The following is a 25,251-nucleotide window of genomic DNA, read 5'->3' as shown; positions in this document are numbered from 1 at the left end:
TATTATACTGTTAGAGGTTGAAGTTGACACCAATAGAGAATGTGCGTACGTTGGGATAAGAGATACCATTGTCGGTATTCAACTCGGGATCCCACAGCTTGAACTTGCTGAAGGTGAAAACATTCTCGCCCATCAGGTAGAAACGACCACCACTGAGGAAGCTGTTGCGAGTCCATGACTTGGGGAAGTAGTATGAAATGGTGAACTGCTTCAAGCGCATGAAGCTGAAATCGCGTTTCCACCAGGTGCTGGTCTTGAAGTTGTTGATGTTGTGAGGGTCATTCTCACCCCATGCCAGTAATGGATAGAAGACATCGGTGTTCTCAGGATCGTCTGCACTCCAACGGTCGGCAATGTTTGAATAGAGGGTGCCACCACCAGACGTTGAGGTGAAAGGACGGATACCGTTGCCGCGCAGGATGCGATCGGCATCAGCTACACCTTGGAACAGGATGCCAAGACCAACGTTCTTCCAGCGCAGGTCGCCACCGAAACCGTAGTAGATGCGTGGCACATCGCCACGGCTGATGCATACCTGGTCGTACTCGTCGATATGACCGTCGCCGTTCATATCCTTATACATGATGTCGCCAGGAGCCACCAGCTCGCCGGGATAGGTCTCACCAAACTGGGTGATGTTGCGATCCTTGATCTGCTGGTCGCTGGTGTAAAGACCTTCGGCTACGTAGCCCCATTCAGCCAGCACGTTGTGACCGCGGCGGTCCAGCCAAGGATGAGCGGGATCGGCCTGAGCATTCTCAATGACCTTGTCGTCGTTCATGGCCATGTTGCCACGCAATGACATGTAGAGGTCCTTGCCAAACTGATGGTGGTATTCGAACGAAGCCTCCATACCCTTGTTCTCAACCTTACCCACGTTGGCAGATATTCCAGTGGCGAAACCGGCCGAGAGAGGCACGTTGTCACGCGATACGAAGATCTTAGAACGGTTCTCCTTGAAGAGGTCCACGATGAAGGTCAGCTCATTGTCCAGGAAGTTGATTTCGATACCCAGGTCCTGCTTGTGAACCACAGACCACTGTGGGGTGTAGCCGTAGCGCTTGAAACCCAGTCCGTCGTTGCCCCAGTAGCTGCTATACTTACCGTCGTCGCCCATGTCACCAATCTGTGTGAAGTAGGTGAAGCGGCCGTCGGTAGAAGAGTTACCTACTTTACCGTTAGAATAACGAATCTTGAAGAACGAGATGTACTTAGAGATGGGATCCCACCATTTCTCGTTAGAGGGTACCCAACCGAATGCCACAGCAGGGAAGAAACCGAAGCGATGGCCTGGCTTGAAGTTCTCAGAACCGGTGTAACCACCGTTGAGTTCTACGAAGTAACGGTTGTCGTAGTCGTAGGTCAAGCGTGTAGAAAGGCTCTGCTGCTTGTAGGGCAGTGTCTGCAACAATTCGTTTTTGTTGGCATCCAGATAGCTGCGCATGTTGAACAGCAACAGTCCGGTGACGTTGTGGTAGCGGTTGAATGTGCGACGATAGTCGAGGGCACCTTCAAAGTAGAAAGTACGATAAACCCACTTGTCGGCAGTCACGTTCATAGAGTTGTTGCCACGATACTGCTCGGTGAGCAGCAGCATCTCTGGACGAGTGTCCAGCAGTGGCGTGGAGGTGTCGTTGCCGTTGGCATCTTTCACCCACAGCAGGTTGCCGTTCTCGTCGGTAAGCTGAGGATAGAGGTTGGTGTCTTCAACCCACACACCATCCTGTTGGCGACCTGTGGGTTTCCAACTTGAGTTGCGCACCTTGTACTTCAATGCCTGAGTGGCACGGAAGTCGAAAGCCACCAATGCACGAGCGCTCAGACCCTTGCTCCATTCAAAGAAGCCCAAGTCCTGTGTCAACTTCAGGTTGGTGTTGATCTGTGTTTGGTGCTGCGTCTGATAACCACGGCGCGTCAGTGTCTCCCAAGGAGAGTCCAGGCTGTAGTCGTGGGGTGACGAGCCAGGGCTGCGACCATCGGCATACTGCACGGGGAAAATGACGGGGTTGGTGGTCATGGCACGGCTGAAGATGTCTTTCAGTTCCTCGTGAGGATAGTTGCCGCTGGCCAGCCATCCGCTGACACCCACGTCCAGATTGGTGGTCTTAGTGGCCTTCAGGTTGACGTTGGTCAGGAAGTTATAGCGATTATAGTCAATCTCTGAGCTGAAATCTTGTGAAGGATCGTCTTTGGTCAATCCCTTCTCGGTATAGTACGACAGAGAGATGTAGTAGCTGGCGTTGGGCGCACCACCACGGATGTTGACGTTGGCACGACGGTTCCATCCATACTTGTGATACATCTCGCGCATCCAGTCCACATTAGGATACAGGTACTTGTTGATAGAAGCGGGCAGCTTGCCGCCATTGCCGTCAATCAGTCCCTGCTTGTAGGTCAGCTCATCGGCAGTCAGAGGCATGCCGTTGGCAATCTTTGTGTTGATAATCTGGTTAGCACCATAGTAGTCGTAGCCACGGCTGGTCTGATAGGCCTCGTTCACGGCATGCATGTATTCGATACCATCGACCAGGTCGGGCACCTTGGTCAGCGAGGTGATACCCTGGAACACGTCGAAAGAGAACTTTGGCTTGCTCACCTCACCAGGCTTCGTGGTGATGATGATGACACCGTTACCACCACGTACACCATAGACGGCCGTAGAGGCTGCGTCCTTCAGCACGGTGATAGACTCGATGTCCTCGGGCGACAGGTTGTTCCAGCTACGCTCGATACCGTCCACCAGCACCAGAGGGCCCTCGTTGCGGTTGGTCAACGTAGAGATACCACGAATCCAGATGTCTGAGTCGTCTTGTCCGGGCACACCGGTACGCTGTACCGATACCACACCAGCCACACGACCGGCCAGCACAGAGGTCATGTTGGCAACAGGTGCCTTCACATCATCCATCTTCAGTGTGGTCTGTGCACCCAGCACCGAGATCTTCTTACGCGTAGAGTAACCTACTACGGTTACCTCGTCGATGTCGTTGACTTGCTCGTGAAGGATGATATCAATCAGGGTCTTGTTGGCCTTGCGCTCTTCAGCCTTATAGCCCACGTAAGAGGTGGTGATGATGTCGCCCTCAGAACAATTGATGGTGTACTGGCCGTTGACGTCGGTCATTACACCATTTGATGTGCCTTTCACTTGTACGGTGACGCCAATGAGCGGTTCGCCGTTGACGTCTTGTACGCGTCCCGTCACTTTGATGGGACCTGCGAGTGCGCAGGTCACCATCATTGTGGCAAAGAACGATAGCAGCGTTTTTTTGATACAATCTGCTGTTATTCTCATATTTACTTACTGTTTTTCAAGTATAAATTATTATTTAATCACTACCTTGTTGCCATTCACAACATAGACACCCTTCTTCAGGTTGCCTTTCATCTGGCGTCCGTTCAGGTCGTAGATGTGCTTCTTGGCAACAGTTGTTTGCTGTCCGTTCAGTTCAACAATGCCGTCGGGGTTGTTGTTCTCCTCTGACAGGGTGAAAGGAACGTAGCCGATGTTCTTCAGAACAGGATACTTGTAACCAGAGTTGGTGTCGAAGGTCCAGATGTTCTCGAAGTCCCATCCAATGTTTGTGTAGGTGCTCTGCTCCTCCAGCATCTGTGTGGGAACGTCGGTCTGATATTCTACGAATCCACCTTCAGCAGTCTCGTTGCTGAAAGGCCAAGGATTCTCGGGTACACCTACGAGGTCCTGATACTGGTTGGCAATGTTGTTGGTGAAGGTAATCTTACCGTTAGGCGTGTCGCCCGCACCATTCTTTCCGATGAACGAACCAGCGTGGCTCCAGTTGTTGGAAGAAGACCAGATGTCGCCGATAGATACACAACCCTCGATGGTGATTTCGCTGTTGGCTACATCGACCAAACCAATGAAACCACCGGCGCAACCGCGGAACACGGCATCCATCTTACCATTGTAGTATGTGTTGCGGATGGTAGCACCCTTGTCAAGTGTACATCCGAAGATACCGCCAATCTGCTGGTTAGCAGTCACCTCACCCCATACATAGCAGTTCTCAACGGTAGCATTCACACCGTCGCCGGCCAGCAGAGCAACGTGGTCGTTACCCATAACCTTACCAGTCAGTGCTACGTTCTCGATGGTACAGTTCTCGGCACGACCGATGAAGCCGATGCGGTTGGCACTCTTATTGGGCGAGATAACCTGGAAGTCCTCGAAGGCTACGTTCTTGATGATACCACCGTTCACGTTGCCAAAGATACCCTTGTTGTCGCCGCTGGCTACGTTTACGGTAGCGTTCTTGATGCGGTGTCCCTGTCCGTCGAAGGTACCAGAGAAGGCATTGCCATCGTTGAAGAGACCCTCGAACTCAACGTCCTTCATGTCTATGTCGGCAGTCAGGACGAACTTGCCTGAAGGCATCTTCTTCATGTTCTTCAGATCTTCTACTGTAGAGATCTCTGTAACAATATCGTTGGCAGTTACGGGGATAGAGAAGCTGTTCTCACCAACCACGGTGAACAGTTCGGCTAGGTCGCTAGGCATGTTGGCCTGGATGGTCAGTGTACCCATGCCGAGGAATACGCCATCCTCGTCAGAGCAGTAGAGCTTGGTGCCGTCAACCACGTCAACCAGGTTCTCACCTTCAGTGATTTTGATGTCAAGAGCCTGACCCCATGAGGCGTGAACCTTGGTCAGATCCTTGAACTCAGAACCAGCCTCATAGACCAGTGCAGAGTTGAACTCGTCGTCGATGATGCGAGTCTTCAGCGGAGTCTTCATGATCTTCAGTACGGGGAACATCTTTCCTTCGGCGTTAGGCAGGAAGGTCCAGGTGTTCTCGAAGTCCCAACCCAGTGTGTTGGCATAGAAAGCCTTGGTGCGTGCGGTGTTGTCGTCGATCATTGCACCCTGCTCGTTGTCTGCGCTGCCGGAAACGGTGCTGAACGAACCGTTGCAAACGGTAGAAGCCATCACGTAGTTGTTAGAGAGCACGGTGTTGTCGCGCTTAGACTGTGCAATACGTGGGGTGTTGGGATCGCCACCATTGATGTGGGCAGCTCCAGAGAAGCAGTTCGTGATGGTGGTGGGATAGGTGTCAGAGTCAATCAGAGAGATGAATCCATTGTTGCAAGAGTTGTTGCGCAGGTCTTCTGCAGTACCGCTGAACAGACAGTTCTTCAGTACGCCACCGTTGGCCACACCAACCATACCGCCCGACTGGTACTGACGGGTCTTTACCTGTGCATCAGAGATACAGTCAGAGATTTCGCTCAGTGCACCGAAGTCGTTGCTCATGTCGCCGGTGAAAGAACCTACGTGGTCGCGACCCTCGATGTATGAGTTCATGACGAAGATGCGACGAACGATACCGCCATAGACGTGACCGGCTACGGCACCTACGTTCTCATTGCCTACCAAGTAAGCATCCTCGAAGCCCAGGTCTTCGATGAGGGCGCTGCGGGTGGTAGAGAAGAGACCCACGTTGGCCTGACCGGAATTGTCGAAGCGCATGCCACGAATCACGTGACCGTTGCCATGCAGCTTACCGGTGAACTCGGGCAGTGGGGTGAACTCAACACCGGTCAGGTCGATGTCGGCTACGATGTCGAACTCGCCACTTGGGTTCTGCTTCAGCTTGGTCAGCAGCTCGTCGGCATTCTTGATGTCGGTATCCATGCTGTTGACAGTGATGTCGATGCTCTTGCTGAAGCCTTTGATGAGGGCGTCGCCTTCGGTAGAGATGGTAACGACGGCCTGACCAATGGCAACGGCGGTTATCTTTGTACCATCAACGGCAATCACATTGGGGTTGCTGCTGATGATGGTCACCTGACGGTCTAAGGTAGAAAAGGGAGCCAGATCCACAGAGGTGCCCTTGAAGAACTCAGGCAGGCTGTTGTGAACCACGTAGTCTCCATCGAAAGGCACTGACATACCCTGCAGTACAGGGAAGCGGCCGTCGGCCATATCCCAAGCTTGCTCGTTCCAACCAATGGCTGTGTAAGTGGCTTTTTGCTTCAGTTCAGCCTCGGTCTTGGGAATACCGTTAAATTGGCTCTTCACGATGGTGTCCAGTTTGCCGCCGGTGATGTCTGCACCAGTGCGGATGCTGCCGACGTAGTAGCGCACGGGATCCAAAGCCAAGCAGTTGTTCAGCACTGCCTTGGGGTCTGGGTCGGGGTTACCCACGATGGCGTGTATGTGATAGTTGGCAACACCATCAGCCACACCCAGAGAAACGGGGGCAGCCACACAGCCATTGATAGTACAGCTGCCAGGACCTTCCTGCAGACCAACGATACCACCGCAGCCGTTCCAGCTGTTGCCGGCATACACCTGACCCAGGAACAGGTTGTTGGTGTAGCTACCGTCGAAGTTGTCGCCAGCAATACCACCAGCCTGATAGCCTGAGCTATAGACGGCCATGGTGCTCATACAGTTGATGATCTCTGAGCCGTTGCGCACGTCACCAGCGATACCACCTACGTGGTCATGACCATTGGCAACACCCGAGGTGAAGCAGTTCTTGATGGTGACGCCATTGGCGTTGCCGACAATGGTACCTACGGCCTTGCCGTTGCCGTAGATTCCGACTTCAGCGTTGGTCAGTCGAACATTCTCGATACTGGCGCCGCTGGCCGAACCGAACAGACCGAGGTTCTCACCGCCGCCGATACGGAGACCGTTGATGGTGTGGCCCTGTCCGTTGAATGTTCCGCAGAATGGATTTTGGGCATTGCCGATAGGCGTCCATTCTTCACTCAGGGTGATGTCGCTTGTCAGCACGTATTCACCCGTTAAATCATTAGCCATTGCCTTCAGACCTTCAGCGGTGCTGATTTCGGTCTGTGCGCTGGTTCCCAGTGATGCCAGCAAGACAAGTGCTAAACCAAAGGATTTTTTTTAGTCCATGTAATGATTTACACATAGTTTAAAAGATTAATAATTAATTAATGATATGAAGCAAAAAGTCGCTTTGCGTTGGTATGTAATGTTCCGCTCTTGCTTTGAGCGGTCAGGTAGTAGAGATAGATGCCTTCTGGCAGCATGCCTCGCCAAGTGAGCTGTTGGTCGCCGGGGCCGACGCAGTAGTCTTGTTGGCAGACCTGCCTACCGTCTATGGTGGTCAGGTGCAGCGTCAGCTTGTCAACGCCTGGCGGCACCTGACAGTGGATGTGTGTCATGCCGGCGCAGGGGTTGGGGGTGTTGCCATATAGCAATAGGGAGCGGCGGTGGTTGGTGTCCGCCACTGTTAAGTCTTCTATGCTGAGTGTGCTTGCGGGTGTGCCAAAGACAGCAAACTCGTTGATGCGTGTGGTAAAGTTCTGCTGTTCGCCCTGTGTAATCTGCAGGCGCACGCGACTGGTGGTGAATGGTGCCACACCGCGCACTATCTTGTTCTCGCGGTTGGCCGTCACTACATCCACGTCCACCCATCTGCCGCCCTCGTAGCGCTGCAACTTGCAGGCCTTGGTGATGTAGTCGCCAGCCTCGTTGCCGGCATTCAGCACCATCCATTGGCAGATTTGCATGGGTTCACTGAATCGATATTCCAGATAGGGCGTTTGGTTCTGGTTGCCGCTGACGCACCATTTGGTCATCTCGTCGTTGTCGGCAGCCATCTTGCCTGCTTCGTTGTTGTTGATTTGCTGACTGGCTGCAATGGTCTGTGGCTCCAGACGTTGACCACAGTGACCTTCTTCCAGGTAGTCCAGCTCCTGATAATTAATATAGGTGTTGAGTGCTGTCAGCGGTGTGATGTCGTCGCTGGGGTTGTCCGACGTGGTGGCAGCCAACAAGTAGAGGGTGTTGTTGGTGGGCAACTGCAGTGTCTGGGCGTGTTCGGGCAGGGCCAGTGCGTACTTGTAGATGTATAGGAAACGATAGGCCTCGTTGCTGTTGCCGCTTATGTTGTGGCTGTGTGTGGTGCAGAGGGCTACGTCTTGTTGGCGATAGTGGGTGCCGGTATTGTAGGGCGAAGCCAGCTGACCTGTCACGCCACCGTAGTAGGGCACTTCGATGTGGTAGGTTTGACCGTCAATCTTTATCTCGGCCATCGTACCTTTTTTGTTGGTTGAGGCCATGAGCAGGTATAGCTTGCGCCCTTTAGCCGTTGTGAGGTCGATGGTCTGCTGGTTGCAGCGCACCGCATTCTTATCGCCACCTGCGCGACTGCCCATGGTGAATGCCACACCACCCGTGGTCAGCACATCGGGTATCTGCTCGGCAGGATAGGCCAGGTCGCTGATGCCCTGCACATCGTTCTTCTTCGAGTCATAGCTCATCACGTCGGCATTGTAGGGTAGGGCGATGGTTGTTGAAGTCTCGTCGGTTGACGAGGGCTGTACGCCGGTCGTCTGCAACTTCACGGCAAAGGTCTTGGGTTGGTATTTCTCGATGTCGAAGACCAGCGTACGACCGTCGTAGCTGGCTTCGCCAAGTGATTCTTCCAGTCCGTTGACCTCACGAGCCGAGAGGATGTCGGCGGGGAATGTCATGCTGACGCGGTCGTGGTGCTGTCCGCTCCATTCATAGACGCGCACAATCAGCTCGTCGCTCTCCTCGGCTTTCTTCACAGCCTTCACCGATACCTGGTCGGTGTTCAGCGAGACGAGGCTGGCCTTGGGATTCAGCGTACCGTCGTGTTTCGGCGCAGTGAACGCCAGCAATGGCTGGTTGAGCTGTGCAGCTGCCATCTGCGTCTGCTGGCTCCATGCCCCATCGTGGGGAAAAAGGGCGTAGGTGAACAGGTTCACACCTAAGTCCTGATCGGCCTGGTAGGTGTAGTTGTTGCCTGTAGATGGCGTGTGAATCAGGGTCAGTCGAAGGGTGTAGTCGTCGGGCTTGTCCCAACCATATTTGCAGTCGTTGAGAATAGACAGGCCATAACTGCCGTCGGTGGTCGAAAGGTCGGCCCACTGGTGGCCCTGCACCTCGTATTGGTTCCTGTTGCGGTTGCCACGCTCGATGGTGCCCAGCGAGAGGTCGTAGGTGGCTTTCGGGGTGCCGAAGGGTGTCTTGAAACAGGCTTTCAGCATACGTCCACGCGACTGCCAGTCGGCTTCGTTGTCAATGTCTATGCGGTTGTTCAGCGCGTTCATGCGTACATACTGCACAAAAGTAGAACCGTTTTTCTCTCTGACCACTCGGAAGCTCTTGCGCAGCGGACCGTCTTCGGCCAGTTCGATGGTGACATTCTCGTCTACAAGCTCTGGCTGGCGCTGTATGTCGGTATAGGAGATTTCCCACGAGGGCCATGCGTCTTCATGGTCGTAGATCATCTGCAATTGCGAGTTGGCGAGCAGGTTGGTGCCTGTGGCCATGTTGATAAGCTGCATGGGGTTGCCCGTGCTAGAGAGTGTCAAGCGGTATTGGCCGTTGGACAACTGGCGGGTGCGCTTGCTGGCCTGCAGGTCGGATGTCATGGACGAGGCTTCGCCCAGTCTGACGTCGTAGGTGGCGTAGCCCAGCGAAGGTACGGTGGCGGCGAAGATGAACGTCAGTTCGCCGGTGGTCTCGTCGTAGTGGCTTATCTGTGAAAGAACCTCGGTGCCGTCTTTGCAGAAAACGGCGATTCCATCGGGATTTTCGTCGGTTTTTAGCTTGCCTTCCACAATGTCTGTACGGGTGAACGACAGAGGGTTGAAGACAACCACTGGTAGTCCTTCTGTCTGTGTGTTCATTCTGCTGACGATGCTGCCTGCTGTTGTGGCCATGGTCTGTGCCAGCGATTTGTTGACCAGCACGTAGTCGCCTACGGAGTAATAGTAGGCGTTGGGGATGCTGGTGCCCGTGATGCCGTCGTGGTGCGACTGCCATAGATTGCGCACCCAAGCCTCGTTGATCTCAGTCTGTGGGTAGGCTTGAACGCCCAACCACTGGGCCAGCGAGGCAGCCTTTTCACAGGCGTCAGCCAACAGCTCGTTCTTGCGATTCCACCGCTTCAGCATGGTGCGCGAGGTATAGGCACCTACGCCGTGAGTGCGCATGGGCAGCTCACCATTCTTTACGTGATATTTACTGTTTTTGTGCTGGTCAAGGAAATCGAAGATTTCATCGGGTGTGGCCATCTTGACGTTGGTGGCACCCTCGGTCTTGGCGCTGAGGTTCAGCCAATAGGGGGTGTTTTCACCTTGCTGCGAGGCATTGTCTTGCAGACCGCCGCCACGGTCGCTTCGTGGACCGACATAGCGAATCTCGGCAGCCACACCATATTTATGATGGTTGTCAGCAATGATGCTTGCCATCTCGCTGTCGGTGGCCATGTTTTTGTTGTACTGCTCGTGGTTGTCGTAGGCACCGGGCTTATAGACAGCATACACCTGCGAACCGTCAACACCCTGCCAAATGCCGAAGGGAGGCAGTTGATCGTAGTCGGCCGAACCCCATGCCAGTTTGGCCGTGTGAAACCCTTTGAAACCACAGTGGTGCATCAGCGAGGGTAGGGCGTATGAGAAACCGAAACAGTCGGGCAGCATCACGTCGTAGCCTCCACGCACGCCAAACTCCTGCTTGAAGAACTGATTGGCACAGAGCCAGTTGCGCATCACGGACTCTGCCGATGGCACCATCACGTCGTTGGCATCTATAGCGCAGCCACTAATGTGCCAGCGCCCTTGGGCTACGTATTCTTTGAGTTGGGCATAGAGTTCGGGGTAGTATTCTTTCATCCACATGTAGCGGATGGCTCCTTCGTGATTGAAAACCAGGTTGGGATATTTGTCTAGTAGTGTGAAGTTCTGTTGCAACGTGTTGCGCACGTATTCGCTAATGGTGGTACGCACATCCCAGTTCCATTGTGTGTCTAAATGTGAATTTGAGATGAAGAAGAGCGTACCCTCAGCCGTCTGACCAGACATGCGCTGAGGCATGACCAGTAGAAACAATAAATACAACCTAATTAAGGTTTTGTGTTGACTCATTATTACTATTTAGCGATTTTAGGTTTTTTCGACCGCAAAGTTATGCGATTAGGAATTAATTTCACTCTCCGTTTGTGCCAAAGTACTTTCCGTTTGTGCCAAACGTGAAAAATTGTAATATTTCTGACCTGCAATTTTTATTTTTCGCCCATTTCATCGCTAAATTTCCATTTTCCATTTCTAACGTCTTTGTTGAGGAAAATAGCCCTTTTGGGGGGCTTAAACCTACACTTTTCCTCACTTAAAGCATCCGTTTTATCTTGCAATACCTTTACTTTTAGTTTGATTCTAGCCCCTAGATCAGTCTATTCTAGCCCCTAGATGAGTTCATTCTAGCCCCTAGATTAGTCATTTCTAGCCCCTAGAATCATCCTTTCTAGACTCTAGATTGCCACCAAAAGTAAAACTATTGCACGCCTATTCCTTAACTCTCATCTAATAATAGTTGCCCTTTTATGCCTTAAAACTGCCACTTTTTCCTGTTATTTCTTTTGTTCTTCCCTCGTTTTTTTCGTTGCTTTGTAAGAAATCGCAGAATTTCTTTGCATAAAGGCTGTCTGGAGGATTGAGGAAAAACTGGGTTACGAATTGGCAACCGTACTCAATTCCGCATCCTGCTATAAACTGCATCCGCTCGAGCTATGCTCGCTTGCTACCAACGGGACGCAAGAAAGAACACCCGACGGTGAGCCACCAGCCGTACTATGACTCATCATCGGGTGCAAAGTTACGAATGAGTGAGCAAAATACCAAATTTATTTGAGTATTTTCGAACGTGAGTAACTTCGAGATGCAGGCTCAAAGGTAAGCATTCTTTTTGAAAGCGTCAAATCAACCCATCACTTTTTCTTCTGAGTTTGCCTGTCACTTTATTACTCTCCAATTACCATGACCAGTAGATCCGTCACGGTCAATGAATCTCAATGATTTAAGTTTATTGATATGCTTTTGGACTGCTGTTACAGATATTCCGATTCTATTCGCAATATCACTTCTTGTGATATAATTATCTGCATATATCATCTTATATATGTTAGCAGCAGTTTCAGATAACCCTTTAGACAACTCTTTAGATAACCTTATAGACAACCCTTCAGGCAACTCTATGGATAACTCATTAGACAACTCGGTCGTGCTTGACTTAACCGATGGCACAGGCAGTACAAGTTCCACTTCGTCAACATCCAGTTTATTCATCAGCTGTGGCTCACCCCAGTTGGTTTCTTTCCATGCTGCAATAATCTTGGGGAATCCAGAGCCGACATTCTCACCAAAACCAATCATCCGAAGCATATTCTGAATCTTTGGATTACGAGCCTTTGAGTTACCGCCCCGATAGATGGCCTCTACTGGCAACTTCAATAGTCCTGGATTGCGGAAACATAGACGGTCATCATGCTTCTCTATTCTCAGAATGCCAGCATCCATCATCAGGTCGCAGTGGATAATGGCATTGGTAAAGGCTTCACGAACAGCCTCATGTTGAGGTGTGTCATCATTCCTCTTGCCGCCTTTCTCCAATTTGAAAGGTCTCGGCAGGTCGAACTGAACCTTTGGTGATACGATGCGGAAGAACTGATACAGGTTATTCTCCCATAACCCGTCGTATGTCAGTCGGTCATGATACCGCTCATCACCCACCAGATGGCTCATGTCTAAATAGTCCATACGAAAATTGGAGAACCTGTCTCTTATGGCAAGTCCCTTTCCAAACATCATCAGTCCGGCCAGCGTCAATCCCTCTCTGCCAGTCTGTCTGTCCTCAGTATAGCCACCAAGATTTCTGAGGAAAGTCTTATCGTCAACCCTGTTCCAAACGTGGGTACTATTCTCCTGCCTAAACTCGGTACGGTACTGACGCAAGGAATCTGGATCAATGTCATCCATACCATAGTATTCTATCAGGATGCTATCGTTGCCATCCACATTGGAGTCACGTATCATCGCTTTCACCTGAGCCTCTGTACAATGATAGTCACCTTCATTGTTGCGCCTATACGTACCTTTATATACATTTCCGTTCAGATAGATGGGCTTTGCTCTCCAGTCTGCCTGCGGAACATGAATGCAAACAATCTGCGCTCCATCCACATTTACCACCTCAACATCGTTGTCAAGAAGGATGTTCTCATTCACCTTGTCGCTGTTGAGGGTGTTCCAGAAGTCCGTGATAATCTTCATCGGCTCATCCACACCAACTATCTGGTAACGCTTCAAGATGTTTCTCTCCTGCAGGTCTTCATTCACGCCAAGCAGAATCAGTCCGCCAATCGTATTAGCGAAGGCCGAATAAGTTGCCCAAACCGACTTCGGGACCTCTGCCTTAGCCCGTTTACACTCCAGCGTAACCCGTTCACCTTTCCGTAGAGCTTCTTTTATCGTTTTCTCGTCCATACTAATATCACGTTTGCAAACGTTACAAATTATACTCCAATTATCACATACATCTGGCAAATCTTATTGCTGATGAACAAATATTGAGTCCCTTTCGGATCTCCGTCTATCAAATATGTTGTTACTTACCCATAAATACATTAATTAAGGTTGGATAAAAACTGGAGTACCTTTCGCATTTTCTGGATTAAGCTCAATCAACCTTTCAACAAGATGGTGCTCTATTAAGAAAGTCAAATCCATTTCAAGAAGTTTGACGCTAAATGTCATATAACTCTTTCGTGGCTTTTTATTTGGATATTCCATAGCCAAGAGTTCTTCTTTACTCATCTCCTTATTGCCTACAATCTTATATGCAGAAAGTTTGTTAGGTTTGCCAAGTTCATATAAGACCAGCAACGAGGTACTTTCAAAGAGTTTTCGATTAGCTTCCATAGAACCTTTGGTATCCCCTAACCTTATGGTATAAATGTTATGGGTGTGAATCCAATCTTTGTATTTCTTCCCCTTATAGCACCCAATAAGAATAGTTTTGTCACCTCCAAAGAAATCGCAAATGCTTTGGTCAAACCCTTCCCACTTATAGCACTCGAAAGGTTCGGCTGCCATTAAGGGGGCAAAGTCATATTCTGAATAATGGCTTGATGGATTAGACATCTCAACCACATTATTAGATGTTGGTTGTATTTCTAAAACCTGATCATTTACAATAGCATCCTGTGTTATGGCTTTCATTAGTGCTGCGATACATTGTTTCTTGATAGCACTAATACAAGTATCCATGAAAACGTAGTCAATATTTCCCTCGGTTGTTGTGGGCAAATAAATCAAAGATGTCTTATAAATGGGCCAAGTCCCCATGTTATTAAATGAGTAAATTTTGCTCAAATATGACATGGAAGCACTGAGATATAATCCCACATTCTCATTTTTAATTATATCTCCTGACAGAGAAAACACATGGTTATGTGTAGCCATGACATAGTGGAAAGGTCTATAATAGGCATTACCAAAGAAATCTATTGTGATGGTATTCGGAGGAAATACTTTAGCTATGCAATCCGTCTTACCTTTAATTCCAAAGTTTTGAACACCTGAATTGATAAAATAGAATCCTCTACCATTAATATCCTTATTCTGAATGTCAACATCACCTTTTTCCCCGGTGAGAATATCACCTATTATCACTGGCTTAGTTTTTATTCGTCCTGTTTCTATAAAACTCAATGCTTCATAGTCTTTTCTAGTTAAGGTACAGTCTTTTATGCCCAAACCACTTCCTCCTTCATTCTTAATGATTTCTAATATTCGCAATGAGAGATACTCTTTCACCACTTTTCGGAAATCTGCATCTGTAGGAATGGGGTCAATATTTTTGTGCTGACCATAAGTCCAATCGTTACCTTTAAGTGTTATATAGTCTTCTATATAGGAGCCATTATAGTATTTAATATTCTCATTGTTAACACCCTTTCCATATCGCACCAAATTTACGACTTCAGCATAACGCCCATGAGCATTATCGGTATCACGGAGATTTACACTTTGACTGGAATGACGACGGTTCATACGTGAATAGCCGTCATTTGAGAAATCAATAAACCTCACTACTGAATTCTTCGTATGGGGTGTGCCCACTTTAAACACATAGATAGCTGTCTGTACTGATGATTTTCCTATAAACAAGTCTATTGGCATCTTAATTGAAGCCACAAGCGTATTCCCTTTAAGAATTTCTTTCGTATATGGCAAACCATTGCCACTGCCAGCATTTTCTTGGATGAGTACGGCGGCCATTCCTTTATGTGTCATCATGCCGAGGGCACGTTTTACGAATACAAAACCTTTGCCTGCAGCGGAATATGGAGGATTCAGTAGGAACACGTCAGCAGGGAAGGGCTTTCCCTTCAATTCACCTTGTTCATAATTGCCTTTGAAATCCTTCAAGGAATCCCCCTGAATGATGTTCGCTGATCCATCTTTCATCAGAATCATATTCAATACGGCAAGCAGATATATATCGGCCAGTTTCTCTATACCAAGCAACTGTTCTGTCTTGATGTGTAGGATTTTCTCTGTTCTTTCATCCGGATTGGGGATATTAGCTTTGGCATCGGCAATCATCAAATGCATTGCGGAAATGAGAAATCCTGCAGAACCTGTTGCAAAGTCCCAAACGTATGAGTCTTTATTCACCTGACAGAGTTTCGCCATTAATTCTGTAACAGAACGTGGCGTGAGTACAACGTCATTTTTTGCTCCATCTGGTACATCGACCCAGGCATTCAGAACATTAAACAATCTACCTGTGAAGTCAAGATTATGCAGTTCGCCAGTCAGGAAGGGGATAATATCAATTTTGATGTCATGATACAATGTTTTAAGTTTACTTTCTCCATTGACAGGCACCTCTAAACCAGAATCGACAAATACAACTTTAAGTATACGGACGATCATGTCTATTTTTTCCATAGGAAGACTCTTGTCCTTCAAGTAAGACTTGATTTTGCTCATAATAACGGCTCCATCATTGTTTTCCGAGTCAGTATTACCACGTAATTCGTCTTCTTGCAATGGATGAACTTTGAATGTTCCATCATCATTTTTTACCCCAAGCCCAGCCATAATCAAGCCCGTTACAAGCTGTACACGTTGGTTAACAACAATCCGCAGTTCGTCCTGCATCTTTTGGTTTAGTTCCTTAAGCTTGCGCTCAATATCATCCTCTAAGTTGGATTTCTGTTGTTCTATTTCCTCTTCGGTTAGGTCAATATTGGCAAGTTGCTTCAACAATGTCTGCTGATACTTCTTTAACAGGAAAGACAGGTCGCTGTAACGCCCAATCTCTTTGGGTAGGAAAAGATTCTTACGTGAAAGATACCATGCGCTGACTTCATAGATAATTTCATCAGTTTCGTCTTTATATCCATTCACTCCTATGGCAAGCACTTCTTTGTAGGTCGTATGACGAACGATGGCATTTGCATAGTGGACAGCTCCATTGACAGCATACTTAGCGATATTCGTAAAGTTTGGCTCACCTTTTTTTGTCACATTGTCAGGCAATCCTGTTTCTTCATTGAGCTTGATGAGCGCATCTTTCATCCCCTTTACCTCTATCATGACGGGAATATCACCATCTGCTGCTGGAATGATGCATTTAATATCAGGATAATTGGGACCTTTACCACCTTTTTTAGATGGAGCAGTTTTGAGGGCTTTCTCTATTTGTGCATTGATAAAATCGTTTTTAGCGTAGAGTTTGATTCCTTTTAGTTGTTCTTTCGCCCATTGCTCTACGATTTCTTCTATGCTATGCGTCTGTTTGTTTGCCATATTATTGAAATACTAACTTATTTCTTTTTCTTTCCTAATCTCATCCAGTACTTTCCCATTATACGAGAAATATTTGGCACCTTGATAGGCACCAGAGGCATTACAATGTTCCTCTGGCATGAAGGTGCCAACGAAGGGGGAGAGTTTATAGATGCGTCCTTCGTATTCGATGCTGTCATCGGAGGCTACTTTCACGACAAGACCCGTTGGGTCGAAGGTGACTTGTTCACCAATCTTGATGCCACACATGGAGAACTTAAAACGGGGGCGTTTCACCTCTCGCTTCTGTGGCTCCTTGTGTTCGCTTTCCACGATGGGCTTGTTATCTTCGTAGAGTGTTACTTCGGCATCGTCTATCGCACTGGCAATATCGCGGAAGATGTCGAGGGCCATCTGTGGAGCCACATTGAAGAACTCGCGGTTTTGGCGGATGCGTAAGTCAGTAAGGCGGTCAATGGTCTTATGTACCAACTTCTCTACCTCGTTGTATTTCGTGGTTTTCATTGTGGCGAATATCTCGAAGGGCAAGGGAACGGCAGTATTATCCAGTTCCTTGCTTCTCACATCCACAGGACGTGAACTCTTGCCGATCTTCACCCAATCCTCGCGAAAACTGGGATTAGTCAGTATGTAAACATAGCCAGGTTCTTTGTTGCTCATATAATTCTGATTCTGTTAATTTCTATTTCATTATTATCTACTGGCATAGTAGTTATTTTGCAACAGACTCCATGAACTTCTTATTAAATAGTTCCTCTACACTCACATCTAATAGCTTCGAGATTTTTGCTAATGTCTCGATGTCTGGTTGCGACGAATTTGTGCACCATTTGGAAACGGTGGATGGATTTACCCCCAATGCTTCTGATAACCATTTGCTGGTTTTCTTCTGTTCTACGAGCACAATTTTTAGGCGATTTACGTCTTGCATATCTTTCAGATTTGTTGTTTGGGTGTAAAGTTAGTGAAAACTATTCATCCTACAAAGAAGAAAGTTCTTTTTTTAGAGTTTTTTATGAACATATGCCACAATAGCGGTCGCCTGTTATTCCCTTTTGTTTGCCATACCGCAAACAGTTCCCGTAGAAGGGTGTAGCCTAATACGCACTTTTCTGTGGAGTGCCACACAAAGATGCGTGTCTGCTTTCTGATGAGCAAGCTCGGCAGACATTAGGCTTTTGTTTCCCTGAATTGTTATTTCACAACAAGAAATTTTCAGAGTGATCTTATCCGGAAATCATGATGTACCTTTGTCCGCAGATTATAAAAACGAAACAAGACATGGAAGTAATTTCAATTGAGCGCAGTACCTACGAGGTAATCGGCTTGCCGCTTCGCTCGTCGAAGAACTGCTGACGAGCTTCAACAGTTTCGTCACAAAGATGAAGGAGATGGCTAAATGAGGTTACGATTTAGAAACCTAACTTCTTCACCGATTCTCCCCAATTTGCATATCGCTGCATTATAGCCGCCCCTTATCAAGGGGCTCTAAATCCCTGTCTTTCCTATATTTTAGGCCGAATTCTTGCTTTGGCAAGCGTTTCTTAGAAACGGTTAGCGTTATTCTTCCAAAATCGCTTCGCTTTTACAAGTTTTTTTCGTAACTTTGCACCGAAATGTGCTAAGAATAACAAAGAATGGCAGTTGCAAATATTATCAACCAGGAAAGCCAACAGCGGCAGTTCTCATTTGAGGTGCTTCCACCACTGAAAGGTACGGGCACCGATAAGCTGTTTGGTGACATCGCTAAACTGTGCGAACTGAACCCCGCTTTTATCAATATCACTACACATCATAGTGAATATGTATATAAAGAACTGAGCGACGGACGTTTCGAGCGTCAGCGACAACGTCGGCGCCCCGGCACGATAGCTGTTGCAGCCGCCATTCAACAGCGCTTCAATGTGCCTGTTCAGCCTCATGTGATTTGTAGCGGTGCTACGATTGAGGATATCGAATATGAGTTGCTGGACTTGCAGTTTCTGGGAATCACCGACCTGCTGCTGTTGCGCGGTGACAAAGCTAAGGAGGATAGTGTGTTCAAGGCTACTCCTGGTGGACATGCACATACCACCGATCTGATTAAGCAGGTGATGAGTTTCAATGAGGGCTTCTTTGCGGATGGCTCGCCCATCAAGAACCCTGGAAAGAAATTTGATATTGGGGTAGCTTGCTATCCCGAGAAGCATGAGGAGGCACCCAATCTGGAGATGGACATGCAATACCTGAAACAGAAACAAGACCTGGGCGCGCAATATGCGGTGACGCAACTGTTCTTTGACAATGAGAAATATTTCCAGTTTGTGGATAAAGCCAGAGGCATGGGCATCACCATTCCGATCATTCCCGGCATAAAACCTCTGGCAAAGCTCACGCAGTTGACCGTAGTGCCGCGTACTTTCCATTGTGATATCCCCGAGGCGCTGGCCCGTGAAATCGTGAAATGTAAGACCGACGAGGACGCCCGTCAGTTGGGTATTGAATGGACTACCCAGCAGTGTCGCGAACTGTATGCACATGGTGTGAACGATATACATTTCTATACCATCAGTGCTGTTGAATCGGTTGTGGAGATAGTAAAGCAGTTGGCATAATGAGGTTTGGTGAGGTCATAGGACAACAGGAGTGCAAGACGCGCTTGAAGCAGATGGTGGCAGAAGACCGTCTGCCGCATGCCATCATGCTTTGCGGTCCGCAGGGTGTGGGCAAGTTGGCATTGGCGGTGGCCTTTGGTTGCTATTTGTTGGAAGGCAACGATGACGACAACGTGAAGGAGCACCCGATGTTGGCAAAACTGGAGCATCCCGATCTGCACTTCACCTTCCCAACGATCAAGCTACCATCGATGAGCAGCGACCACAAGCCGGTGAGCGATGACTTCGCTCACGAGTGGCACGACCTGATGATGCAAGGACCGTACTTCTCGATGGATCAGTGGATGACAGCCATGGGGGGTGAGAATCAACAGGCTATCATCACGGCGGGCGAAAGTGATGAACTGGTGCGCAAGCTCAGTTTGAAGTCGAGTCAGGGTGGTTACAAGGTGGCTGTCATCTGGTTGCCAGAACGCATGAACATTGAATGTGCCAACAAGTTGCTGAAACTCATTGAGGAACCACCGCTGCAGACAGTATTCCTGATGGTGTGCGAGGAGCCCGACAAACTGTTGGAAACAATCAGAAGCCGTGTGCAGCGCATCGACGTGAAGCGGCTTGCCAACGAGGAGGTGCAACAGGCACTGGTGGAACGCCACGGCGTGGATGCCGACAAGGCCATACGCATCAGCCGACTGTGTGGAGGCTCGTGGCTAAAGGCACTTCAAGAACTGAAGGAAGGTACAGAGAACGAACAGTTTCTGGACCTCTTCAAGGTGCTGATGCGACTGGCTTATATGCGCAAAGTGAAGGACTTGCGTAAATGGAGTGAGACGCTGAGTGGCTTCGGACGAGAGAAGCAAAAGCGCTTCTTGCAGTTCTTTATGCGTATGCTGCGCGAGAACTTCATGTATAATTTCCATCAGCAGGATCTGTGCTACATGTCGCAGCAGGAGGAAGAGTTCGCACGCAACTTTGCACGTTTTATCAACGAAAACAATATATTACAGCTTTACGATTTGGCCAACGTGGCCATTCGCGACATCGGACAGAACGCTAATGCCAAAATCGTGTTCTTCGATTTCGTACTGAAAATCATCGTACTGCTGATACCGCCTAAACAATGAATGTGAAATGGAAAAAGAATTAGAAATACGTACAGGCTGTGACCGTGGACTCTGTCATCAGGCAATCGGCCGACAGGACCGCCAGTTGAACACCTATGACTGGCTGGCCGACGTGCCGGGCAATGCTGACTCGACCGACTTGGTCGAGGTTCAGTTCAAGCATACACGCAAGGGCTACTATCACAACATCAACCGACTGCCTCTGAAAAAAGGCGATATCGTGGCTGTTGAGGCCAGTCCGGGACATGATATCGGTGTGGTAACGCTGACAGGACGCTTGGTGGCACTGCAGATCAAGAAGGCTAATCTGAAATCGGCAGACGACATCAAACGCATCTATCGACTGGCCCGCCAGGTGGACATGGACAAGTATCATGAGGCTAAGGCTCTTGAGCATCAGACCATGATTGAGAGTCGAAAAATAGCGAAGGGACTGGGGCTGGATATGAAAATTGGTGATGTGGAGTATCAGGGCGATGGCAATAAGGCTATCTTCTATTATATCGCCGACGAGCGTGTGGACTTCCGTCAGTTGATTAAGGACCTGGCTGCTGCTTTCCACGTGCGTATTGAGATGAAACAGATTGGTGCCCGCCAGGAGGCTGGTCGTATCGGTGGTACGGGACCTTGCGGTCGTGAGCTGTGCTGTGCCACGTGGATGAAGAACTTCATTAGTGTGGCGACAGGTGCTGCCCGTCATCAGGACATCTCGCTGAACCCGCAGAAGCTGGCTGGCATGTGTGCCAAGCTGAAATGCTGTCTGAACTATGAGGTGGATGAATACATGGAGGCTGGACGCCAGTTGCCAAGTCGCGATGCCGTATTGCAGACGCTTGACTCGGACTACTATTATTTCAAGGCAGACATACTGGCTGGTCTTGTCACATACTCTACAGATAAGCGTATTGCTGCCAACTTGGAGACGATTACTGCCGAACGAGCCAAAGAGGTGATCGAGATGAACCGCCGCGGTGAGAAACCCGAAAACCTGCAGGAGGAGGGTAATCAGAAAAAGGAGAGTGGACCTGTTGACTTGTTGGCAGGCGACAGTATTACGCGCTTCGATAAGTCTAAGAAGAAAAAGAAGAAAAAGAAAAAGCCGTCTGACAGACGCAATAACAATAATGAGCAACAGCAATAGAGGGCTCATCCTTATTTTTCTTACGATTGCCCTGACAATTGTCGGGTGCAATCGTAAGACTGTTTTCAGCCATTACGAACATGTGGAACTGGATGGCTGGGAACAGAATGATACGTTGGTTTTTGAGATATTTGGCATACCTGCCGGTACTTATCAGGAGGAACTGGGACTGCGCAACAGCGTGGAGTATCCGTATATGCAGTTGAGCATGATCGCTAACCAACAGTCGGTGTCGGGAATGAAGCGCACAGACACACTGCAGGTGGACATGGCTAACCGTACTGGTAAGCTGATAGGGACGGGCATCAGCCGTTATTATCATTGTCTGCCACTGGGACAGGTGACGCTGAGCGACAGTGATACTTTATATGTCCGTGTAAATCATTTCATGCTGGATAATGATCTGCCAGGTGTCGCAGATGTCGGTGTCACACTGAAGAAACTGAAGTAGGATTAGCGATGCGCCATGTTTCTGCCGGCATCAATGCGTAGGAAGATGAACAGCAAGAAGGTGAAACCCCATAGCGAAGAACCTCCATACGAGAAGAATGGAAGGGGAATGCCAATAACGGGGGTTAGTCCTAACACCATGCCTACGTTGATAAAGACGTGGAATAGGAAGATTGACACCACACAATAGCCATAGACACGCCCATAGGCTGTTGATTGACGTTCGGCCAGTTGTATCAAACGTAAGATCAACGCCAGAAACAGAAGCAGTACGCTGGCAGCTCCTACAAAACCTTCTTCTTCTCCCACGGTGCAGAAGATAAAGTCGGTGTCTTGCTCGGGCACATACTTTAACTTGGTTTGCGTTCCATTCAGAAATCCCTTTCCGCGGAGACCGCCAGAACCAATGGCAATCTCGCTCTGGTGCACGTTATAACCAGCACCCTTCAGGTCTTCTTCCAAACCTAATAGCACGTTGATACGTGTGCGCTGGTGAGGCTCGAGGATGTTGTTCAGTGCATAGTCGGCAGAACTGAAAAACAGAATAGATCCCATGGCAAACAGGGCTATCCACAGGTAGTTCTGGAACCTGGTGAGCAGGGACTGCCACAAAAGGTAGCCCACAAGGATGAGGCTGAGTACCATCTGGACCCAGTAAAGGTCGAAGGGGATGACGTAAACAGAGAACAGTAGGCAGAGCACGGTGATGCCTAAGCATAGTTCCAGACAATGGATGGCCTGTTTCAGATTGCGACAATAAATACCTATCAAGGCTGAGGAGAATATCTGTATCAGCAACAATACAACGAACCTGCCAATAGATGTGGGGGTGTTGAGCAGAAGCGGTTCGGCATAACGGATGCCTATGACGAAGTATATCACCATGGCTGCACCGGTGAACAAGACACTGCCGGTCATGCCTTCACGATAGAGCATGAGAAAGAAGGACAGATAGACCAGGGCGGAACCTGTCTCTCGCTGCATGATGATGAAGAACATGGGCACGAAGATGATTGCCAACGTCAGCAGAAAGTCTTTGGTGTTGTGGATATTATAGCGGAATCGCCCCATGAACTTGGCCAAAGCCAGTGCGGTGGCAAACTTGGCAAACTCGGCTGGCTGCAGTCGCAGTGGACCTAATACGAGCCAAGAATGTGAGCCTTTGATGCTATGAGGATTGAATATGGTGCCAAACAGTAGCAGCAGTAGGACACCATAGATGACAAAGGCAAAGGTGTCGTAGAATCTGTCGTCGAGCAACAGAAGTACGAGACCCAGAAACAGCGACGTGCCTATCCATACAATCTGCATGCCGGAACGGGCTGACAAAGAGAAGAGGTTGGGCTCTTCAAAACTATAGCTGGCACCACAGACACTGATCCAGCCAAAGATGAGCAGCGCCATGTATATGGCAATGGTCCACCAGTCAATAGACTGCAATACACCGGGATGTTTATCTGTTGCCTGCACCATAGTCAATACGTTTATGTTGTATTTCGCTGGCTTTGCTCTGCGATGCTGCCGAGAGCTCGCCATTGATGAATTGTTCCATGATAAGTCCACCGATGGGCACGCCATAGGTGGCACCCCATCCACCATTTTCTACATAGACAGCAACGGCAATCTTAGGCTCGTCCATAGGCGCAAAGCCCATAAATACGGAGTGGTCGTGACCACGGTTCTGTGCCGTACCTGTCTTGCCACATGCCATGAAGTCGTAAGCAGACAATGCCTTACATGTGCCGCCCAGCACGGCTGAGCGCATGCCCTGCACAACATAGTCGTAGGCTTGCTTGTTGGCCATGGTGTAGCGTTTGTTGGTATAGAGTGTGTCCAGCTTTTCGCCTTTGATGTTTTTGACTACGTGTGGGGTGATGAAATAGCCGCGGTTGGCTATGGTAGCCCCCAAATTTGCAATCTGCAGCGGTGTGGCGTTTACCTCGCCCTGACCAATGGAGATACTGATGATGGTCAGTCCGTTCCATGAGCCTTTATAGGCTTTGTCGTAGAACTGTGCGTTGGGGATAAGACCTCGCTTCTCGCCCGGTAGGTCGATGCCCAGCTGATAGCCAAAGCCCATGGAGACCATATAGTCGCGCCAGGTGTTCATGGCATCCTGTACAGTGTGGTACTTCTGACGATTGCCGATCATATGGTAGAGTCCCCAACAGAAATAGCCGTTGCACGAGGTGGAGATGGCTGGCACAAGGGGAAGGGGAGAGGCATGACCGTGGCAACCCACGCGAAGGCCCTTGAAGACGAACCCGTGGTAGCAGGGGTAGGCTGTCTGGGCGGTGATGATGCCCTCGCTCAAGAAGGTGAGTGCCTGGGTGGTCTTGAAGGTTGAACCGGGAGGATACTGACCCATGATACTGCGGTTGAGCAGGGGTTTCCAGGCGTTCCGACTCAGTTGGTTGTGACTCTTGGAGCGCTTACGGCCCACCATCATGCGTGGGTCATAGCTGGGTGAGCTGACCATACAGAGGACCTCGCCGGTCTTTGGTTCGATGGCAACGATAGAACCAATTTTGCCTTCTAACAGTCGCTCGCCCAGTTCTTGCAACTTATAGTCAATGCTGAGGGTCAGGTTCTTGCCGGCCACAGGCTTGCGGTCGTAGATGCCATTCTGGTAGCTGCCTTGGATGCGTCCATGGGCATCGCGCAACAATATCTGTACGCCTTTTTGGCCACGCAGTTGTTGCTCGTAAGAGCGTTCGACTCCGAGCTTACCTATATAGTCGCCCGGCTGATAGTAGTCATCGTTCTCTATATCAGCAGGTGATACTTCTGCTACGTCGCCTAAAACGTGGGCTGCAAAGGGGTATCGGTATTGACGGATGCTGCGCTTCTGTACGTAAAAGCCGGGGAAACGGTATTTCTTTTCTTGGAAGATGCTGAACTCCTGATCGGACAGCTGACTCATGAACATCTGTTGGGTGAAACGTGAGTAACCAGGATTTTTGTTGCGGTCCTTCATCATGGTCATCCGTTGGTCGAACTCTTCGCGGGTGATGTTCAGTGCCTGACAGAGCTCAAGGGTGTCAAATCGGTCTTTTGCTTCGTTGACCACCACCATGATGTCGTAGGCGGGCTGGTTGTAAACCAGTAGCTCGCCATTGCGGTCGGTGATAATGCCGCGTGCAGGATATTCGATACGTTTTAGGAAGGCATTAGAGTCGGCATTCTTCTTATAGTCATCGCTCATCAGCTGCAGTGAAAAAAGACGCAGGATATAGATGGTGACAATCGCAACAGCCACCATCGCAATGACAAGCTTCCTATATTCGCCTGAGTTATCTTTCACTTTCTC

General features: G+C 49.1%; 13 protein-coding genes. 4 read left to right on the top strand and 9 right to left on the bottom strand.

The genetic code is table 11. The annotated features are described in order from the left end of the window. Positions 1-10 precede the first annotated feature (10 nt). The 7 genes from L6472_RS11660 to L6472_RS11630 form a co-directional block, all read right to left on the bottom strand. Positions 11-3,295 carry a TonB-dependent receptor gene (locus L6472_RS11660; RefSeq protein ID WP_237805282.1) on the bottom strand — a complete coding sequence of 1,095 codons (3,285 nt, stop codon included), beginning with the start codon at positions 3,293-3,295 and terminating at the stop codon, positions 11-13. A 30-nt stretch (positions 3,296-3,325) separates the two neighbouring features. After that, positions 3,326-6,853, bottom strand: coding sequence for a peptidase M26 (locus tag L6472_RS11655; protein WP_237805279.1), 3,528 nt, complete (start codon positions 6,851-6,853; stop codon positions 3,326-3,328). 74 nt (positions 6,854-6,927) lie between these two features. After that, positions 6,928-10,899 carry a glycoside hydrolase family 38 C-terminal domain-containing protein gene (locus L6472_RS11650; RefSeq protein ID WP_237805277.1) on the bottom strand — a complete coding sequence of 1,324 codons (3,972 nt, stop codon included), beginning with the start codon at positions 10,897-10,899 and terminating at the stop codon, positions 6,928-6,930. Between the two features lie 864 nt (positions 10,900-11,763). Then, positions 11,764-13,293, bottom strand: a complete 1,530-nt coding sequence (locus L6472_RS11645) for an RNA-binding domain-containing protein (protein WP_237805276.1) — start codon at positions 13,291-13,293, stop codon at positions 11,764-11,766. Between the two features lie 144 nt (positions 13,294-13,437). Further along, entirely contained in the window at positions 13,438-16,629 is a 3,192-nt protein-coding gene (locus L6472_RS11640) for an N-6 DNA methylase (RefSeq protein WP_237805274.1), read from the bottom strand. 12 nt (positions 16,630-16,641) lie between these two features. Continuing rightward, on the bottom strand, positions 16,642-17,289 hold the full coding sequence (locus L6472_RS11635) for a GIY-YIG nuclease family protein (RefSeq protein ID WP_237805272.1): 648 nt from the start codon (positions 17,287-17,289) through the stop codon (positions 16,642-16,644). A gap of 52 nt (positions 17,290-17,341) precedes the next feature. Continuing rightward, complete coding sequence (locus tag L6472_RS11630; protein ID WP_237805270.1) at positions 17,342-17,560, bottom strand: helix-turn-helix transcriptional regulator; 219 nt, start codon at positions 17,558-17,560, stop codon at positions 17,342-17,344. 706 nt (positions 17,561-18,266) lie between these two features. Between L6472_RS11630 and metF the strand changes: the two genes are divergently transcribed. From metF to L6472_RS11610, 4 genes are read left to right on the top strand one after another with little or no spacing between them, the layout of a single operon-like run. Then, entirely contained in the window at positions 18,267-19,223 is a 957-nt protein-coding gene (gene metF, locus L6472_RS11625) for a methylenetetrahydrofolate reductase [NAD(P)H] (protein WP_237805268.1), read from the top strand. Further along, positions 19,223-20,350, top strand: coding sequence for a DNA polymerase III subunit delta' (locus tag L6472_RS11620; RefSeq protein WP_237805266.1), 1,128 nt, complete (start codon positions 19,223-19,225; stop codon positions 20,348-20,350). Before metF ends, L6472_RS11620 begins: the two co-directional genes overlap by 1 nt. A gap of 7 nt (positions 20,351-20,357) precedes the next feature. Beyond that, positions 20,358-21,491, top strand: a complete 1,134-nt coding sequence (locus tag L6472_RS11615; RefSeq protein ID WP_237805264.1) for a regulatory iron-sulfur-containing complex subunit RicT — start codon at positions 20,358-20,360, stop codon at positions 21,489-21,491. Then, complete coding sequence (locus tag L6472_RS11610; RefSeq protein WP_237805262.1) at positions 21,475-21,942, top strand: gliding motility lipoprotein GldH; 468 nt, start codon at positions 21,475-21,477, stop codon at positions 21,940-21,942. The genes L6472_RS11615 and L6472_RS11610 overlap by 17 nt, the downstream gene beginning before the upstream one ends. Before the next feature lie 2 nt (positions 21,943-21,944). On the opposite strand, the gene rodA is transcribed toward L6472_RS11610, so the two are convergent. Together rodA and mrdA are read right to left on the bottom strand one after the other, a co-directional pair. Continuing rightward, positions 21,945-23,414: a rod shape-determining protein RodA gene (gene rodA, locus L6472_RS11605; protein WP_237805260.1), complete on the bottom strand. Its 1,470-nt coding sequence runs from the start codon at positions 23,412-23,414 to the stop codon at positions 21,945-21,947. After that, positions 23,395-25,245 (bottom strand): penicillin-binding protein 2, encoded by a 1,851-nt coding sequence (mrdA, locus tag L6472_RS11600; protein WP_237805258.1) that lies wholly within the window; start codon positions 25,243-25,245, stop codon positions 23,395-23,397. Before mrdA ends, rodA begins: the two co-directional genes overlap by 20 nt. Positions 25,246-25,251 lie beyond the last annotated feature (6 nt).

Source organism: Prevotella sp. E13-17 (assembly GCF_022024035.1).
Classification (GTDB): Bacteria; Bacteroidota; Bacteroidia; order Bacteroidales; family Bacteroidaceae; genus Prevotella.
Note: the sequence above shows the minus strand (reverse complement) of the source record. Positions and strands in the feature narration are given on the sequence as shown.

What these genes read in the sequence shown, in the direction of transcription:
- L6472_RS11660 (WP_237805282.1), bottom strand. Translation starts at nt 3,295, where the DNA reads ATGAGAATAACAGCAGATTGTATCAAAAAAACGCTGCTATCGTTCTTT.
- L6472_RS11650 (WP_237805277.1), bottom strand. Translation starts at nt 10,899, where the DNA reads ATGAGTCAACACAAAACCTTAATTAGGTTGTATTTATTGTTTCTACTG.
- L6472_RS11645 (WP_237805276.1), bottom strand. Translation starts at nt 13,293, where the DNA reads ATGGACGAGAAAACGATAAAAGAAGCTCTACGGAAAGGTGAACGGGTT.
- L6472_RS11640 (WP_237805274.1), bottom strand. Translation starts at nt 16,629, where the DNA reads ATGGCAAACAAACAGACGCATAGCATAGAAGAAATCGTAGAGCAATGG.
- L6472_RS11635 (WP_237805272.1), bottom strand. Translation starts at nt 17,289, where the DNA reads ATGAGCAACAAAGAACCTGGCTATGTTTACATACTGACTAATCCCAGT.
- L6472_RS11630 (WP_237805270.1), bottom strand. Translation starts at nt 17,560, where the DNA reads ATGCAAGACGTAAATCGCCTAAAAATTGTGCTCGTAGAACAGAAGAAA.
- metF (WP_237805268.1), top strand. Translation starts at nt 18,267, where the DNA reads ATGGCAGTTGCAAATATTATCAACCAGGAAAGCCAACAGCGGCAGTTC.
- L6472_RS11620 (WP_237805266.1), top strand. Translation starts at nt 19,223, where the DNA reads ATGAGGTTTGGTGAGGTCATAGGACAACAGGAGTGCAAGACGCGCTTG.
- L6472_RS11615 (WP_237805264.1), top strand. Translation starts at nt 20,358, where the DNA reads ATGGAAAAAGAATTAGAAATACGTACAGGCTGTGACCGTGGACTCTGT.
- L6472_RS11610 (WP_237805262.1), top strand. Translation starts at nt 21,475, where the DNA reads ATGAGCAACAGCAATAGAGGGCTCATCCTTATTTTTCTTACGATTGCC.
- rodA (WP_237805260.1), bottom strand. Translation starts at nt 23,414, where the DNA reads ATGGTGCAGGCAACAGATAAACATCCCGGTGTATTGCAGTCTATTGAC.